Raw genomic sequence first — 17386 nt, forward strand, 5'->3', positions numbered from 1 at the left:
TAGGCCGGGTAAGGCGCAGCCGCCACCCGGCTTTTTTGTTCGCGCCGGTGCCAATCATTGTCCGGCGGCGCTTCGCTTACCGGGTCTACACGTTTCTTCTGCGCTTTGTGATCGTCTTCTTTTTATTCAGCTTCATAAGCAAAAACTCCTTTTCTTCCCCTCCCGCTGGGGTTATGGTCGGATAGTTTTTGACCATCCGCTCAAAATAAAAAGATAACAAACTGAATATTCAGGGGAAAACATGCGCAAGATCACACTGGCGCTCAGCGCCGCCTGCTTATTGTTCTCGCTTAATAGTACCGTTGTTGCGCGGGCTTCTGCACCCACGCCGCTTTACACCGGAACCACCGCCGCCATTCTTGCCGAACAGGCCCCCATTCACTGGGTTTCAGTGGCACAAATCGAAAACAGCCTGACGGGTCGCCCGCCGATGGCCGTGGGCTTCGATATTGACGATACCGTTCTCTTCTCCAGTCCCGGTTTCTGGCGCGGCAAAAAAACGTACTCCCCTGACAGCGAAGCCTATCTGAAAAACCCGGAATTCTGGGAAAAGATGAACAACGGCTGGGATGAGTTCAGTATCCCGAAAGAGGTTGCCCGCGCGCTGATCGCCATGCACGTAAAGCGCGGCGACAGCATTTACTTCGTGACAGGACGTAGCCAGACCAAAACCGAAACCGTCTCGAAAACGCTACAGGATGATTTTCTGATCCCGGCGGCCAGCATGAATCCGGTCATTTTTGCCGGGGACCAGGAAGGGCAAAACACCAAAACCCAGTGGCTGGAAAAGAAAAATATCAAGGTGTTCTACGGTGATTCAGATAACGACATCACTGCGGCGCACGACGTGGGAGCAAGAGGCATCCGGGTGTTACGCGCCTCGAACTCCACCTACCGGCCGCTGCCAATGGCCGGTAAATTTGGCGAAGAGGTGATCGTTAACTCCGAATACTGATGCATTAACGGCGGGGTGAATGCTTTTTTAAGCAAATCTCGCCGCGCGGGTTTTACCTTTCGCTTTCTTGCTGCACACTTAGAAAGATTCATCTTTCAACACGGAGCAGCACATGTGGTATCAACAGACCCTGACCTTAAGCGCAAAACCACGCGGATTTCACCTGGTGACGGACGAAGTCATCGGGCAAATCCGCGACCTGCCGCGCGTCAAAACGGGTTTGCTACATCTGCTGCTTCAGCACACGTCTGCTTCTCTCACGCTCAATGAAAATTGCGATCCCACCGTCCGGTCTGACATGGAGCGGCATTTTCTGAAAACCGTCCCGGATAACGCCCCGTATGACCATGATTACGAGGGGGCGGATGATATGCCTTCGCACATCAAATCCTCTTTGCTGGGGGTCTCGTTGATGCTGCCGGTCCACAACGGACGGCTGCTGCTGGGAACGTGGCAGGGGATCTGGCTGGGAGAACATCGCATTCACGGTGGTTCGCGTAAAATTATCGCAACGCTACAAGGGGAATAAAGATGACAATTTCGGAGATACTTCAGTACTGCATGAGCAAGCCGGGCGCAGAACAGAGCGTTCACAGCGACTGGAAAGCCACGCAGATCAAAGTGGGTGAAGTGTTGTTCGCGATGGTAAAAGAGGTTGAGGGACGTCCTGCGGCATCGCTGAAAACCAGTCCTGAACTGGCCGACTTACTGCGCCAGCAGCACGATGATGTCAGGCCAAGCAAGCATCTGAATAAAGCACACTGGAGTACGGTGTTTCTCGACGGCTCGCTGCCAGATTCGCAAATTTACTACCTGGTAGATGCGTCGTATCAACAGGCGGTAGAACTGCTGCCGGAAACGATCCGACAGCAGCTCTCCGTGTAACGATTACAGCAACGGTTTGAGGAAGCGCGCGGTGTGCGAGGCTTCGCACTCTGCAACGGTCTCTGGCGTACCGGAGACGAGGATTTCACCGCCGCCGCTGCCGCCTTCCGGGCCGAGATCGACAATCCAGTCCGCGGTTTTAATCACGTCCAGGTTGTGCTCAATCACCACGATGGTGTTGCCCTGATCGCGCAACTGGTGCAGCACGTCCAGCAGCTGCTGGATATCCGCAAAATGCAGGCCGGTGGTCGGCTCGTCCAGAATGTACAGCGTCTGACCGGTACCGCGTTTGGACAGCTCACGCGCCAGCTTCACGCGCTGCGCTTCACCACCGGACAGCGTTGTCGCTGACTGCCCCAGACGGATATAGGTCAGACCAACATCCATCAGGGTTTGCAGCTTACGCGCCAGCGCAGGGACGGCGTCAAAGAACTCGCGCGCCTCTTCGATAGTCATATCCAGCACTTCGTGGATGGTCTTGCCTTTGTACTTAATCTCCAGCGTTTCGCGGTTATAGCGCTTGCCTTTGCACTGGTCGCACGGCACGTAGATATCCGGCAGGAAGTGCATCTCAACCTTGATTACGCCGTCGCCCTGGCACGCTTCACAGCGGCCGCCGCGCACGTTAAAGCTAAATCGGCCTGGCGTGTAGCCGCGCGTACGCGCTTCCGGTACACCCGCGAAGAGTTCACGGACGGGCGTAAAGACGCCAGTATAGGTCGCCGGGTTGGAACGTGGGGTGCGGCCAATCGGGCTCTGATCGATATCGATAACCTTGTCGAAATGCTCCAGCCCCTGAATGTCGCGGTACGGTGCAGGCTCGGCCAGCGTCGCGCCGTTCAGCGCCGTCTGCGCAATCGGGAACAGCGTATCGTTGATCAGCGTCGATTTACCGGAACCGGACACGCCGGTGATGCAGGTAAACAGCCCGACAGGCAGCGTCAGGGTCACGTCTTTCAGGTTGTTGCCGCGCGCCCCGGTTAGCTTCAGCACTTTTTCCGGGTTCGCCGCCACGCGCTGTTTTGGCACTTCAATTTTGCGCTTGCCGCTCATGTACTGGCCGGTCAGCGACTCGGGCACCGCCATAATGTCTTTCAGCGTCCCTTCTGCCACCACCTGTCCGCCGTGCACGCCAGCGCCCGGGCCGATGTCGATCACGTGGTCTGCGGCGCGAATGGCGTCTTCGTCGTGCTCAACCACAATCACCGTGTTGCCAAGGTTACGCAGGTGAACCAGCGTGCCGAGCAGGCGTTCGTTGTCGCGCTGGTGCAGGCCGATAGACGGCTCATCCAGTACGTACATCACGCCGACTAAGCCCGCGCCAATCTGGCTCGCCAGACGGATACGCTGGGCTTCACCGCCGGAGAGCGTTTCAGCCGATCGGGAAAGCGTCAGGTAGTTCAGGCCGACGTTCACGAGGAACTTGAGGCGATCGCCGATCTCTTTCAGCACTTTTTCGGCGATTTTCGCGCGCTGGCCGGAGAGCTTCAGGTTGTTGAAGAAGTCCATCGCGTGGCCGATGCTCATGTCTGAGATGGTCGGCAGCGCCGTGTTTTCGACAAACACGTGACGCGCTTCGCGACGCAGACGTGTACCCTCGCAGGTGGCGCAGGAGCGGTTGCTGATGAACTTCGCCAGCTCCTCGCGCACCGCGCTGGATTCGGTCTCTTTGTATCGGCGCTCCATGTTGTGCAGCACCCCTTCGAACGGGTGGCGACGCACGGAAGTGTCACCGCGATCGTTCATGTACTTGAACTCGATGTTCTCTTTGCCGGAACCGAACAGGATCACTTTATGTACGTTCGCGCTCAGGCTGGCCCACGGGGCTTCAACATCGAACTTATAGTGCTCTGCCAGCGATTTCAGCATCTGGAAGTAGTAAAAATTACGCTTATCCCAGCCGCGAATGGCGCCACCCGCCAGCGACAGCTCCGGGTTCTGGATCACGCGGTCCGGGTCGAAATATTGCTGAACGCCGAGGCCGTCACAGGTCGGGCACGCGCCCGCTGGGTTGTTGAACGAGAACAGGCGCGGTTCCAGCTCGCGCATGCTGTAGCCGCAAATCGGGCAGGCGAAGTTGGCGGAGAAGAGCAGCTCTTCCGCTTTCGCATCGTCCATGTCTGACACCACCGCCGTGCCGCCCGACAGTTCCAGCGCCGTTTCAAAGGATTCCGCCAGACGCGTCGCCAGATCTTCACGTACCTTAAAGCGGTCAATCACCACTTCGATGGTGTGTTTCTTTTGCAGCTCCAGCTTTGGCGGATCGGACAGGTCACACACTTCGCCATCGATACGGGCGCGGATATAGCCCTGGCTTGCCAGGTTTTCCAGCGTTTTGGTGTGTTCACCCTTACGCTCTTTAATGATTGGCGCCAGCAGCATCAGGCGTTTGCCTTCCGGCTGAGACAGCACGTTATCCACCATCTGGCTGACGGTTTGGGCCGCCAGCGGAACGTCATGATCCGGACAACGCGGCTCGCCCACGCGCGCATACAGCAGACGCAGGTAGTCATGGATTTCGGTAATGGTACCGACCGTAGAACGCGGGTTATGCGATGTGGATTTCTGCTCAATGGAGATAGCAGGAGACAACCCTTCAATGTGGTCGACATCCGGTTTTTCCATCAGCGACAGGAACTGACGCGCGTACGCCGAGAGCGATTCAACGTAACGACGCTGTCCTTCGGCATACAAAGTGTCGAAAGCCAGTGAGGATTTGCCAGACCCCGAAAGCCCGGTCACGACGATGAGTTTGTCGCGAGGGATTATGAGGTTGATATTCTTGAGATTGTGGGTGCGGGCGCCCCGAACTTCGATCTTATCCATTCACCTTTCCCGGTTGGAACACGGATTGCCTGATTTGTTTGAAGGACAAACGGCTGTCAGAAACGGCTAATTATGACACAAAATGACCTGTTTGAATATACAGTATTGGAATGCATTTTCTGATTCACTGTGTAACAATGTCGAGTCCGCGAGAGAACTCTGGAACATGCTACGCAACTATCAAAGTGTCGCATGGAAATGGTACACTCGCGCGTTTACACTATTAAGAAACGTATTCAGGAGACACGAACATGGCCAGCAGAGGCGTAAACAAGGTGATTCTCGTCGGTAATCTGGGCCAGGACCCGGAAGTACGCTACATGCCGAGTGGTGGCGCAGTTGCCAACATTACGCTGGCTACTTCCGAATCCTGGCGTGATAAAGCGACCGGTGAAATGAAAGAGCAGACCGAATGGCACCGCGTTGTGCTGTTTGGCAAACTGGCTGAAGTGGCCGGTGAGTATCTGCGTAAGGGTTCTCAGGTCTATATCGAAGGCCAGCTGCGTACCCGCAAATGGACCGATCAATCCGGTCAGGAAAAATACACCACGGAAGTGGTGGTCAACGTAGGCGGCACCATGCAGATGCTGGGTGGTCGTCAGGGCGGTGGCGCACCGGCAGGTGGCGGCCAGCAGCAGGGCGGTTGGGGTCAGCCTCAACAGCCTCAGGGCGGCAATCAGTTCAGCGGCGGCGCGCAGTCTCGTCCTCAGCAGCAGTCTGCTCCGGCACCGTCTAACGAACCGCCAATGGACTTCGACGACGATATCCCGTTCTGATATCCAGACGCGTGAAACACAAAAAACCCAGACAATGTCTGGGTTTTTTATAACAGGCTATCAGGTAATCACCATCGGCCAGTCTGGCGGAGTGTGGCTCATGGCTTCAACCATCACCACTTTAATGTTTTCCCAGACGGCGGCCATATCCACCAGCGTAATGCCGAGCAAACCTGTCGCGAACCAGCATGCGGCACCCAACCCTAACAGGGTGCTAATCACAGCAAGACCTGCGTAGTCGGACTTTCGGAACTGAATGTTTAACGTGCTGGCCAGGAACATCAAAACCGCGCTCAACAACGGCCAGCGCAGGAGCACCATGCTGGTGGTAATGGTTGCCATAAAACCCATCCTCGACAAAACAGACGAACTGGAATGAAACAATGTTTCTCGTTACATAAGATGTGTGAACTATATCACATTTGCTGTTTTATTCGCCAGTATCGTATGAGGTAAAAGTGGGTTTATAACCGGGGAAAATATATCGTACTCGCTCAGATCGGCGCTTAGCCGGAATTTTTATTTTTAATTCATTCAGATAGCAAAACCTTTGCAAAACACCCTCGGCTGTATAGCGTTTACAGCAGTATGTCTATGGATTATGCTTGTGTGGAACAATAAATGTACCCGCAAAAATAATTCATCACATTGAATTATTTGGATTTTTATTCTTTTTTAACACTCAGCATACTCTTTGATTTCGTGGTCTTATTCTTTTATTCAGATATGAGTTATTGCGGTTGCTCTCTCGATTAATGACCTGCGAAAAGATAATGAAAGAAAAAAGACGCGAGATTATTAACGACAGCATGCAGGCTCTGCACGCCCTGGCGAAGCTGATGCCACAACTCAACGCGCAGTGTTCGCCGGTTGAAATGCTGGAAATCATCAACAGCGCACTGGGGGCAAATCTCTCGTGGGTCAGTGTCGAATCCGCAGACGGGCCGCGCGTGGTTTGTGCCGGCGACGTGACGTGTCACGCCTTCAACGTGGCGGATTTTCTTGCCAGCACCCTGTTGCAACGGCATCACCGCGCCTGGCGCGTTATCTACTGGAAAGAGCATATTGGCCGGGCGGTATTTTCCCCTCAGCACCCGGGCTATGCGCGGCTGCAAAGCGGCGTGCTATGTAAACTCTCAGCGCATGGCAGACAGTGCAGTGGTTATTTCTTTTTGGCTTTTAATGAAAAACTGACCTCGTTGCCGATATTGAAAAATATCGTGGTGGTATTGGTCGAGAAGCTAAAAGATTATTTTGATGACATCATCGTGCGGGAAAAAACAGCGCAAGAGATGCAGCGCGTCGTCACGCAATATAAAACTTTATTTGAACGTGCTCCGGTATTGATGAACGCTTTTGACAGGCATAACCGGTGTGTATTGTGGAACGTCGAATGCGAAAAAGTCTTTGGCTGGAGTATGACTGAAATCGGCGAGCACCCCGATCCGCTGGCCCTGTTTTACCCGGATCCCGAGGAGCGACAGCGCGTGCAGGAGTCGGTTCGTTTCGCACCACTTAAGGATATGTACGAATGGCACCCGGTGCGTAAAGACGGGACGCCGTTAACCATCCTCTGGTCAAACATCCTTTTACCGGATAACTCCATTCTCAATATTGGCCTCGATATCACCGAACGTAAAAAAGCAGAACAGCAGCTGACCGTCAAAGCCACCACGGACGATCTGACGGGCTTTCTGAATCGCTCGACAATTTTACAGCGGCTCAAAATGGCGCTGGCAGCCAGTTCGCCGCAGGATGTCAGTAGCCATTTCTGTCTCCTGATGTTCGATCTCGATTATTTCAAGCAGATCAACGATCGGTGGGGACATCAGGTTGGCGATGCGGCATTGATTCACTTTTGCGACCGTATTCGCGAAGTGAGCCCGGCCGGGTCGGCACTGGGACGGGTAGGGGGCGAAGAGTTTGTTCTTCTGCTGGCGCGTACGGATGGTATGGCCGCTACGTTGCTCTCTTCCCGGCTGCGTGCCGCGCTGATCTCAAAACCGCTGCGTGTGGGCGATAAAACGCTGGTACTCTCTTTCAGCGCCGGGGTGGTTGAAGTCTGTCACGGGCAACGGGATACTTCTGCCATACTGATGCGTGCCGATCAGGCATTATATGACGCCAAGCGTACGGGAAGAGGAAAAACGGTTCTGGCGTCTGATTATTTATAAATCAGCATAAGAACAAAGAGCAGGCTATTTCAGCCAACAAATTTTCCACACCTGTCGCGGGTAATTATTATCCTTATCAGAAACGAAATGAATACTTTTAGTTTGGCTTACGGGAAAATATTATCGGCATCACGAATTTTAGGATTTTTAATACCAAAAGTCAGTTGCTAACTTCCCATGATTCATGCAACGTAATCACCTGTTTATCAAAGCAGCCGGTCTTCATTGCTACAGGCGTACAACATGCAGGGATACAGAGCGGGAAATGAATCGTAGCGCGCGGCGCAAAATGCTCAAAGCGGTCGGGATTATCATGGTAGTTATGCTGCCGGTGATGCTTGCGCTATGGTTTGCCCAGCTTAGAGCCGTGTCGGAAATCAGCGCTCAGCTGCGCACGTTTGCTGAACTTGCTTTAAACAAAACTGAACGGGTTATTCAACAGGTTGATATGGCCCGGGAAGACGCGGAAAAATATCAGGGTAAAGTGTGTACGCCGGAGCATCGTCAATATATGTTGAACGTTTCCCGCGGTCGCCTTTTTGTTGCCGATTTAATTTATGCTGAAGGCCAGGACTTTCTCTGCTCGACCCTTTTTACGCCGGATCATCCTTACATCATCCCCGCTGCCAATTACACACGTAAACCCGACGTTGCTATCTATTATTTTCGCGATACGCCATTTTTTAATGGTTATAAAATGATATATATGCAGCGCGGAAATTATGTCGCAGTGGTCAACCCGCTTTCGTACAGTGAGGTGATGTCAGACGATCGTTCCCTGTCGTGGGGAGTGTATGACACCGTCAGCAATGCATTCTTTTCTGTGAGTCAGAAAGCCAATATTTCTTTATTGCATTCGATGCTCCGACATCAGGAAACGACTTTTCAGAAAGATGACCGTTTTTATACGATCGTAAAATCAGAGCAGAGGCCCATTGCGGCCATCGTTTCAACCTCCAATGCCCGTTTTTATAAAACGCTTTATCATCAGGCTACTCTGACGCTACCGCTGGGGATGATTTGCAGCATTATTATTTTGCTGGTGTGGTCGCGAACACACCGTGAATTCAATTCGCCTGGCCGACTTCTGCACCGGGCGCTGAATAAACGCCAGCTGTGCGTCCATTATCAGCCCATTATTGATATAAAAAATAACCAGTGCGTGGGAGCAGAGGCGTTGTTGCGCTGGCCAGGATTCAACGGTCAGGTTATGAGCCCGGCGGAATTTATTCCCCTGGCCGAAAAAGAGGGGATGATTGAGCGCATTACGGATTACGTCGTGGAGGAGGTGTTCACCGATCTGGGCCATTTTCTTGCCGCTCACCCCGATCTGTATGTCTCGATTAACCTGTCGGCGTCGGATTTTCACTCTTCGCGTCTTATCGCCCTGATCTCCGACAAAGCCCGCTTTTGCTCGGTTCGCGCGCAGCAAATAAAAATTGAGGTGACGGAGCGGGGGTTTATTGACGTGCCGAAAACCACGCCGGTCATTCAGGCGTTTCGCCAGGCGGGGTATGAAGTGGCGATTGATGATTTCGGAACCGGCTACTCTAACCTGCATAACCTCTATTCGCTGAACGTCGATATCCTGAAAATCGACAAATCTTTTATCGATACCTTAACCACCAACAGCACCAGCCACCTGATTGCCGAGCACATCATTGAAATGGCGCAAAGCCTGCGGCTGAAAACCATTGCGGAAGGGGTCGAGACGGGGGAGCAGGTGAGCTGGCTGCTGAAGCGTGGCGTGCAGTATTGTCAGGGATGGCACTTCGCGAAAGCGATGCCGCCCCAGGCATTTATGGCCTGGCAGCAGCAACCCTTGCGTTAACACGCATTAATTGAGCTGATGGCGGTAGTCGCTCGGCGTACGGTCAAACTCGCGGCGGAAGACGCGGGAAAAGGTCTGCTGCGACACATAGCCCAGATCCATTGCGATATCAAAAATGGGCCGCTGCGTTGAGCGTAACGCCTGCGCCGCCAGCAGGAGCCTGCGCTGGCGAATGTAGTCACCCAGCGTTTGATGCATTACGGTGCGGAACATTCTCTGTAAATACCATTTCGAATAGCCCGACTTCTTAGCGACCACATCAATGTTCAACGGCTGGTCGATATGTTCATCAATCCATTCAATAAGCGTCTGAATAATTTGCTGATGCGACATAAGGTTACCCCTCTGTGGAGACATCTGTCCTGGTTGATTCGTCGTTTTCTCTGCGGGGGAGTATAATTCCTCAAGTTAACTTGAGGTAAAGAGGTTTTATGGAAAAGAGATTACCGCGCATCAAAGCGCTGTTAACCCCCGGTGAAGTGGCGAAACGAAGCGGCGTGGCGGTGTCGGCGCTCCACTTCTATGAAAGCAAAGGGTTAATAAAAAGTATCCGTAACGCCGGAAACCAGCGGCGCTATACCCGCGATGTGCTCCGCTACGTGGCGATTATCAAAATTGCGCAACGTATCGGCATCCCCCTGGCTACCATCGGCGACGCGTTCGGCGTATTGCCGGAAGGACACTCGCTGAGCGCGAAAGAGTGGAAGCAGCTGTCGTCCCAGTGGCGAGAAGAACTGGATCGTCGTATTCACACGCTGGTGGCCCTGCGCGATGAACTGGATGGCTGCATTGGTTGCGGGTGTTTATCACGTAGCGATTGTCCGCTGCGTAACCCGGGTGACAGGCTGGGCGAGCAGGGAACAGGGGCGCGGTTGCTGGAGGAGGATTGAGAGGTGTGTGCCGGGTAAGGCGCAGCCGCCACCCGGCAACAAGCATAAAGAACTAAAGCGCCACTAAGGGCGCTTTAGTTTTTTCCGGTCTTTGTCTTTCTCTCTATCCCGCTGGCTCACGGGAGGGTTTCCCCCGACATCAGTACTCCTCGTGTCGAGCTTGTGGAGGAGGTTCCGGTTTGTACTGACACTTTAATTCTATGCCCGGCCGCCGTTTTTGCCACCGGAGATGATGAGATTTTAGCCGAATTTTTTTCGTGAAGTTGTTCAGTTTTCTATAGTTAAAAAGTATGAATCACCGGAGAACATCATGCTAACGGTCCACCACCTTAACCAGTCTCGTTCCCATCGCGTCCTCTGGGCGCTGGAAGAACTGGGTCTGACATATGAGATTGTGCGCTACCAGCGCGAAAAAACCATGCTCGCACCAGACGCGCTCAAAAAAGTGCATCCGCTGGGAAAATCCCCGGTACTGGAAGATAACGGACTGGTTCTGGCTGAATCAGGCGCGATTCTGGAATATCTTCAGGAAACGTACGATTCGGCGTCACGATTCAAACCGTTAGATCCCGCCCATAAAGTGCAGTATCGCTTCTGGCTGCATTACGCCGAAGGGTCCTTGATGCCGCTGCTGTTAATGAAGCTGGTATTTAACAGCCTCGGCAAACCCCCCGTCCCGTTTGGCCTGCGCACGCTGGGTAAGGCGCTGGGGCAGGGGGTGCAAAAAGCGTATCTCAACCGCCAGCTGGAAACGCATGCGCGCTTTATTAACGATCATCTTGCCGAAAACAGCTGGTTTGCCGGCGACACGCTGACCATGGCGGACATCCAGATGAGTTTTCCCCTCTTCGCCCTGCTGGCGAGAGGCGGCATCGACAATCTCGACCACATAGCGGCGTGGAAACAGAGAGTGGAGGCACGTCCGGGCTGGCAGACAACGCTTGCGAAAGGCGGCCCGCTGACGATACCCGGCGGGGGATGAAATGTAACGAAATTGCGCATGGACGATAACGTTTGCGCATCCTCTGCTTAATTCTTCATCGTCATGAGGCAATTTTAGCGAAAAACGAGAAAGTTCAGTTGAAAAGGGCGGGTATTAGGCTAGATAATCGTTTGCCTACATTTGACCACCCGTTTTGTAAGCGCGGAGCTAAACGTTTGCTTTTTTTGTGACGCCCCTTTCGTCGCAAACGCAGCACAAGGATTTGACGTTTCGCTGGCAGTGGAGTCTCCACCACGCTTACGGACTTTCAATAAAAATTTTCAGGGGATGTTTTCTATGTCTACGCCATCTGCGCGTACCGGCGGTTCACTTGACGCCATGTTTAAAATTTCTGCTCGCGGCAGCACCGTGCGCCAGGAAGTTGTTGCCGGTCTGACGACGTTTCTGGCGATGGTGTACTCCGTCATCGTGGTGCCGGGCATGCTCGGCAAAGCGGGCTTCCCGCCAGCGGCGGTCTTTGTTGCCACCTGCCTGGTTGCGGGTGTGGGTTCGATTGTGATGGGCCTGTGGGCGAACCTGCCGCTGGCGATCGGGTGCGCCATCTCCCTGACCGCGTTTACCGCCTTCAGCCTGGTGCTGGGCCAGCATATCAGCGTCCCGGTAGCGCTCGGCGCGGTGTTCCTGATGGGTGTACTGTTCACCGTGATCTCTGCTACCGGCATCCGTAGCTGGATTTTGCGCAACCTGCCGCAGGGCGTGGCGCACGGCACCGGTATCGGCATCGGCCTGTTCCTGCTGCTGATTGCCGCCAACGGCGTGGGTCTGGTCATCAAGAACCCGCTGGACGGCCTGCCGGTTGCGCTGGGTAACTTCGCGAGCTTCCCGGTAATTATGTCGCTGGTGGGTCTGGCGGTGATCATTGGCCTGGAAAAACTGAAAGTGCCGGGCGGCATTCTGCTGACCATTATCGGCGTGTCCATCGTCGGTCTGATCTTCGACCCGTCCGTTCATTTCTCCGGGATTTTCGCCATGCCGTCGCTGAGCGATGACAACGGTAACTCCCTGATTGGCAGCCTGGATATTGTTGGCGCGCTGAACCCGGTGATCCTGCCAAGCGTGCTGGCGCTGGTAATGACCGCGGTGTTTGATGCCACCGGGACCATCCGCGCGGTGGCGGGGCAGGCTAACCTGCTGGACAAAGACGGCCAGATCATTGACGGCGGCAAAGCGCTGACCACCGACTCCCTGAGCAGCGTTTTCTCTGGCCTGGTGGGTGCAGCGCCAGCGGCAGTGTACATTGAGTCCGCAGCGGGTACGGCGGCAGGCGGCAAAACCGGCCTGACGGCTATTACCGTTGGCGTACTGTTCCTGCTGATCCTGTTCCTCTCTCCGCTCTCTTATCTGGTGCCAGCTTACGCGACCGCACCTGCGCTGATGTACGTCGGCCTGCTGATGCTGAGCAACGTGGCGAAAATCGACTTTGCTGACTTTGTTGATGCCATGTCCGGTCTGATCACCGCGGTCTTTATCGTGCTGACCTGTAACATCGTGACCGGCATTATGATCGGTTTCGCCTCGCTGGTGATTGGGCGTCTGGTCTCCGGTGAGTGGCGCAAGCTGAACATCGGTACCGTTGTCATCGCCGTTGCGCTGGTGGCGTTCTACGCGGGCGGCTGGGCAATTTAAGTTATCCATTGATGCGAAAACGGGTGGCTCAGGCCGCCCGTTTTTATTTTCAGGACTCATCCCGTTGTCTTTTACGTTACTCTGGAGAGGATAGAATAAGAGGCACGACGCCTCAGGTTTGGCTTAAAAAGAAACACAGCAAACAGGGAACGCATGGAAATTTTCTTCACAATACTCATCATGACCCTTGTGGTCTCATTATCCGGGGTGGTTACACGCGTACTGCCCTTCCAGGTCCCCCTGCCTTTAATGCAAATAGCTATCGGTGCGCTGCTGGCGTGGCCGACGTTCGGTCTGCACGTGGAGTTCGATCCGGAACTGTTCCTCGTGCTGTTTATCCCGCCGCTGCTGTTTGCCGATGGCTGGAAAACGCCGACGCGCGAATTTCTTGAGCACGGGCGAGAGATCTTCGGTCTGGCGCTGGCGCTGGTGGTCGTTACCGTGGTCGGGATTGGTTTCCTGATCTACTGGGCCGTACCGGGGATCCCGCTTATACCCGCCTTTGCGCTGGCTGCCGTGCTGTCGCCGACCGACGCCGTGGCGCTGTCCGGCATTGTGGGCGAAGGGCGCATTCCTAAGAAAATCATGGGCATTTTGCAGGGCGAGGCGCTGATGAACGACGCTTCCGGCCTGGTCGCCCTGAAGTTTGCCGTGGCGGTAGCCATGGGCACCATGGTCTTTACCGTCGGCGGTGCAACCCTCGAATTCTTCAAGGTGGCGATTGGCGGTATCCTCGCAGGCTTTGTTGTAAGCTGGCTGTACGGTCGTTCGCTGCGCTTCCTCAGCCGCTGGGGCGGCGATGAACCGGCGACGCAGATCGTCCTGCTGTTCCTGCTGCCGTTCGCCTCTTACCTGATTGCCGAACATATCGGCGTGTCGGGCATTCTGGCGGCGGTAGCCGCGGGGATGACCATCACCCGTTCCGGCGTGATGCGCCGGGCGCCGCTGGCGATGCGTCTGCGCGCGAACAGTACCTGGGCGATGCTCGAGTTTGTCTTTAACGGCATGGTGTTCCTGCTGTTGGGCCTGCAACTGCCGGGCATTATGGAATCTTCGCTGATCGCGGCCGAAGCGGATCCAAACGTTGAAGTGTGGATGCTGTTTACCGATATCGTACTCATCTACCTTTCGCTGATGCTGGTGCGTTTCGGCTGGCTGTGGACGATGAAGAAGTTCAGCGTTCGCTTCCTGACCAAAAAGCCGATGGAGTTCGGCTCCTGGACCACGCGCGAGCTGCTGATTGCCTCTTTCGCGGGCGTTCGCGGGGCGATCACCCTTGCTGGTGTGCTCTCCATTCCTCTGCTTCTGCCGACGGGCGACGTCTTCCCGGCGCGCTACGAGCTGGTGTTCCTGGCGGCGGGCGTGATCCTCTTCTCCCTGTTTGTCGGCGTAATTATGCTGCCGATTCTGCTGCAGCATATTGATGCGGGTGACACCTCGCAGCAGCATAAGGAAGAGCGGATTGCCCGTGCGGCGACGGCGGAAGTAGCGATTGTCGCCATCGAGAAGATGGAGGAGCGTCTGGCCGCCGATGCCGAAGAGAACATTGATAACCAGCTGCTGAAGGAAGTCAGTTCACGCGTGATCGGTAATTTGCGTCGCCGTGCTGACGGACGTAACGACGTGGAAAGTTCGTTGCAGGAAGAGAACCTCGAGCGCCGTTTCCGCCTGGCGGCGCTGCGCTCCGAGCGTGCCGAGCTGTATCACCTGCGCGCGACGCGGCAGATCAGCAACGAGACGCTGCAAAAGCTGCTGCACGATCTGGATCTGCTGGAAGCGTTGTTGATAGAGAATCAGTAGCGCTGTAATTGCCCGGTGGCGCTGCGCTTACCGGGCCTACGTGCTCGATCGGTTCCCTCTCCCTATGGGCTGAGGGATCCCCAGTAATTTTTTTATGCAGAAGCAATAAAGTTGCTTTCTAAATGACTGAGGGCTGTCAGCGATGCCCTGGTCCGGCTGTAAATCGCTGAGGCGTTTCCTGCAGGCCGGGGCGAGGCGCAGGGATGCGCCGAGAGGGCGGCTTTACAGGGACGTTGCCTCCGCCCGTACCCGATAAGCCGGAAGGAATAAGCCGAGGGCACCGCGAAGCGGCGATTTACCGCCGGGAGCCCGGGTCGCCAGGGTGGTGGCGACTGAGCCACCCTGGCACGTTCACCGGTCATGTCGTTACAGAGTAGCAAGGAACATAAAGTGAACGGAATGACCACCACCGCCGTATGTTCCCCTCACCCTAACCCTCTCCCCGGAGGGGCGAGGGGATTGCTCAGTGCTCGCATTAATTTGTGGGGAACCCTCAGCCCACAGGGAGAGGGTTAGGGTGAGGGTACCCAAAACCCCTCACAGCATTGCAACCACGCCTGTGCGCTGTGCGACAGATACACCCCTTCACGCCAGATCATCCCTAACTGCCAGTGCAGATCGCTCTCCAGCGGGATCCAGCGCAGCGTGTTTTTATCCAGCCGCTCGCAGATCGGCTGCGGCAGAATGGCTATCCCCACGCCCGCCTGTACCATCGCTGCCAGAAAATCCCACTGGCCGCTGCGCACCGCAATGCGCGGCTTTACGTTGTGCTGGTTAAACAGCGCCATCAGCTGGCGGCTTAAGGCGAAATCTTCGTTGTAAATCAGCAGCGGGTGTTCGCCGAGCAGCTCGGGTTTTACTGATTCAATCTTCAGCCAGTCGCCGGAGCGCGGCACCAGCACGCACAGCGGGTGGCTGAACAGCGGCAGCGTTGCCAGCCCGCTCTCTTCTTCCACGGGAAGGGCCGTCATGGCCACGTCCAGTTCACCGTTCATCACCGCCTGCTGCACGGTCAGGCCGCCAAACTCAGAGATTTTTAGCTCAACGCCGGGATAGCGCTGGCGAAACAGGCTAATCGGCCCGGCCATCATCATGCCGACCATCGGCGGAATGCCGAGCCGCAGCAGCCCTTTTGTCAGGTGGTTGATGTCCCCAAGCTCGGCCTCCAGCTGGCGGAACTCCGCCAGAATTGCCAGCCCGCGCTCGAACACCACACGACCGGTATCGGTCAGCAGCAGCTTGCGCCCGTCGCGGATCAGCAGGGTACAGTTCAGCTCATCTTCGAGGTTTTTCAGCATCTTACTGATGGTAGGCTGGGTTACGAATAACTTTTCCGCTGCGCGGGTAAAACTTTGCTGGCGAACCACCTCGACAAAATAGCGCAGCGTTCTTATGTCCATGATTATTCCTCGAAACTATACCTTCGATGATTTTAATTCATTTCAGTCGATACCGTACGCTCACTATACTGGCGCCTCGTCTCATTTCTGAGGAAAACCCCCATGGCCGTGGCGTTAAGCCGTGTTACGCCTGCCGTTGTTCAACGACTCCAGGTACCGGTTCAGGTACTGCTCTACGCGGGACTGTTTGTTTTTGCTGAATATCTTGTCGACTGGCTGAACCTGCCTTTACCCGCCAACCTGGTGGGTATGGTGCTGATGCTGACGCTGATCCTCTGTCGCGCGTTGCCCCTTAGCTGGGTGCGGGCCGGTGCGCGCTGGCTGCTGGCGGAGATGCTGCTGTTCTTCGTTCCGGCCGTGGTGGCGGTGGTGAATTATGCGCAACTGCTGATGGTCGACGGCTGGCGCATCTTTGCGGTTATCGCCCTGAGCACGCTGATGGTGCTGGGCGCCACCGCCTGGGTGGTGGATAAAGTGTATCGCTTTGAAATCAGCAGGCAGAAGCATGACTAACTTTCAGATAAGCGTGCTATGCCTGATTGCGACAGTCGTCATTTACTTTGCCAACAAGCGCCTGTATCGCCGCTTTCGCACGCTGCCGCTGATGCCGCTGGTCTTTACGCCGATCCTGCTGGTGCTGATGCTGGTCTTCGGCCATATCTCCTGGCAGAACTACATTGGTGAATCCCACTGGCTGCTGTGGCTGCTCGGCCCGGCGACTATCGCCTTTGCGGTGCCGGTGTATGACAACCTGGCAATTATTAAACGCCACTGGATGTCGCTCAGCGCGGGAGTCGTCACCGCGACGGTAGTGGCGGTGTGCAGCTCGGTCTGGCTGGCGCGGCTGTTTACCCTGTCTGATGAAATCCAGCGCAGCCTGGCGGTACGCTCGGTGACCACACCGTTCGCGCTGGCGGCGGCTAAACCGCTCGGCGGACAGCCGGATCTGGTGGCGCTGTTTGTGGTGGTGACCGGCGTGTTCGGCATGGCAGTGGGGGATGTGCTGTTTCTGCGCCTTTCCATTCGCGAAGGGATGGCGAAAGGGGCGGGGTTTGGCGCGGCGTCGCACGGGGCGGGGACGGCACGTTCGTATGAGCTGGGACAGCAGGAAGGCGTTGTTGCAAGCCTGGTGATGATGCTCTCGGGCGTGACAATGGTATTAATCGCGCCGCTGGTGGCGTGGGTGATGTTTTAAGTTCCCCGGCCAGAGCGACCGGGGA

The 17386-nt window shown here is 55.4% G+C and carries 16 protein-coding genes; 12 read left to right on the plus strand and 4 right to left on the minus strand.

Annotated features, from left to right (window positions below; translation table 11 throughout):
* The first annotated feature begins 241 nt into the window (after positions 1-241).
* The 3 genes from aphA (at position 242) to L350_RS00675 (ending at position 1840) form a co-directional block, all read left to right on the plus strand.
* Complete coding sequence (gene aphA, locus L350_RS00685) at positions 242-955, plus strand: acid phosphatase AphA (protein ID WP_003860292.1); 714 nt, start codon at positions 242-244, stop codon at positions 953-955.
* 112 nt (positions 956-1067) lie between these two features.
* Positions 1068-1484 carry a secondary thiamine-phosphate synthase enzyme YjbQ gene (locus L350_RS00680; RefSeq protein ID WP_023299095.1) on the plus strand — a complete coding sequence of 139 codons (417 nt, stop codon included), beginning with the start codon at positions 1068-1070 and terminating at the stop codon, positions 1482-1484.
* A gap of 2 nt (positions 1485-1486) precedes the next feature.
* Positions 1487-1840: an MmcQ/YjbR family DNA-binding protein gene (locus L350_RS00675; RefSeq protein ID WP_032627034.1), complete on the plus strand. Its 354-nt coding sequence runs from the start codon at positions 1487-1489 to the stop codon at positions 1838-1840.
* Between the two features lie 3 nt (positions 1841-1843).
* On the opposite strand, the gene uvrA is transcribed toward L350_RS00675, so the two are convergent.
* Complete coding sequence (gene uvrA, locus L350_RS00670; protein ID WP_032627036.1) at positions 1844-4666, minus strand: excinuclease ABC subunit UvrA; 2823 nt, start codon at positions 4664-4666, stop codon at positions 1844-1846.
* A 251-nt stretch (positions 4667-4917) separates the two neighbouring features.
* On the opposite strand from uvrA, the gene ssb1 reads away from it, so the two are divergent.
* Positions 4918-5442 carry a single-stranded DNA-binding protein SSB1 gene (gene ssb1 / locus L350_RS00665; protein ID WP_003860284.1) on the plus strand — a complete coding sequence of 175 codons (525 nt, stop codon included), beginning with the start codon at positions 4918-4920 and terminating at the stop codon, positions 5440-5442.
* Positions 5443-5502: 60 nt separating this feature from the next.
* Here ssb1 and L350_RS00660 read toward each other — a convergent pair whose 3' ends face one another.
* Positions 5503-5784 carry a YjcB family protein gene (locus L350_RS00660; RefSeq protein ID WP_022646751.1) on the minus strand — a complete coding sequence of 94 codons (282 nt, stop codon included), beginning with the start codon at positions 5782-5784 and terminating at the stop codon, positions 5503-5505.
* A gap of 431 nt (positions 5785-6215) precedes the next feature.
* Here L350_RS00660 and L350_RS00655 point away from each other — a divergent pair, with 431 nt between their 5' ends.
* Both L350_RS00655 and L350_RS00650 read left to right on the plus strand, forming a co-directional pair.
* Positions 6216-7616 carry a sensor domain-containing diguanylate cyclase gene (locus L350_RS00655; protein ID WP_032627039.1) on the plus strand — a complete coding sequence of 467 codons (1401 nt, stop codon included), beginning with the start codon at positions 6216-6218 and terminating at the stop codon, positions 7614-7616.
* A 265-nt stretch (positions 7617-7881) separates the two neighbouring features.
* The gene (locus L350_RS00650; RefSeq protein WP_032627041.1) at positions 7882-9447 is read left to right on the plus strand and encodes an EAL domain-containing protein; all 1566 of its coding nucleotides are present in this window, start codon (positions 7882-7884) and stop codon (positions 9445-9447) included.
* A gap of 6 nt (positions 9448-9453) precedes the next feature.
* Here L350_RS00650 and soxS read toward each other — a convergent pair whose 3' ends face one another.
* Positions 9454-9780: a superoxide response transcriptional regulator SoxS gene (soxS, locus tag L350_RS00645; protein WP_003860277.1), complete on the minus strand. Its 327-nt coding sequence runs from the start codon at positions 9778-9780 to the stop codon at positions 9454-9456.
* A gap of 98 nt (positions 9781-9878) precedes the next feature.
* Between soxS and soxR the strand changes: the two genes are divergently transcribed.
* The 4 genes from soxR (at position 9879) to L350_RS00625 (ending at position 14766) form a co-directional block, all read left to right on the plus strand.
* On the plus strand, positions 9879-10337 hold the full coding sequence (gene soxR / locus L350_RS00640) for a redox-sensitive transcriptional activator SoxR (RefSeq protein WP_003860275.1): 459 nt from the start codon (positions 9879-9881) through the stop codon (positions 10335-10337).
* Positions 10338-10647: 310 nt separating this feature from the next.
* Positions 10648-11319: a glutathione S-transferase family protein gene (locus L350_RS00635; protein ID WP_022646756.1), complete on the plus strand. Its 672-nt coding sequence runs from the start codon at positions 10648-10650 to the stop codon at positions 11317-11319.
* 297 nt (positions 11320-11616) lie between these two features.
* Positions 11617-12966, plus strand: a complete 1350-nt coding sequence (gene ghxP, locus L350_RS00630) for a guanine/hypoxanthine transporter GhxP (protein ID WP_022646757.1) — start codon at positions 11617-11619, stop codon at positions 12964-12966.
* Between the two features lie 153 nt (positions 12967-13119).
* The gene (locus L350_RS00625; protein ID WP_022646758.1) at positions 13120-14766 is read left to right on the plus strand and encodes a Na+/H+ antiporter; all 1647 of its coding nucleotides are present in this window, start codon (positions 13120-13122) and stop codon (positions 14764-14766) included.
* 512 nt (positions 14767-15278) lie between these two features.
* Here the strand turns inward: L350_RS00625 and L350_RS00620 are convergent.
* On the minus strand, positions 15279-16166 hold the full coding sequence (locus L350_RS00620) for a LysR family transcriptional regulator (RefSeq protein ID WP_022646759.1): 888 nt from the start codon (positions 16164-16166) through the stop codon (positions 15279-15281).
* 102 nt (positions 16167-16268) lie between these two features.
* Between L350_RS00620 and L350_RS00615 the strand changes: the two genes are divergently transcribed.
* Together L350_RS00615 and L350_RS00610 are read left to right on the plus strand one after the other, a co-directional pair.
* Positions 16269-16679 carry a CidA/LrgA family protein gene (locus L350_RS00615; protein WP_022646760.1) on the plus strand — a complete coding sequence of 137 codons (411 nt, stop codon included), beginning with the start codon at positions 16269-16271 and terminating at the stop codon, positions 16677-16679.
* Positions 16672-17361, plus strand: a complete 690-nt coding sequence (locus L350_RS00610) for an LrgB family protein (RefSeq protein ID WP_022646761.1) — start codon at positions 16672-16674, stop codon at positions 17359-17361. Before L350_RS00615 ends, L350_RS00610 begins: the two co-directional genes overlap by 8 nt.
* Positions 17362-17386: the final 25 nt, after the last annotated feature.

The organism is Enterobacter sp. MGH 4 (assembly GCF_000534735.1).
Classification (GTDB): Bacteria; Pseudomonadota; Gammaproteobacteria; order Enterobacterales; family Enterobacteriaceae; genus Enterobacter; species Enterobacter intestinihominis.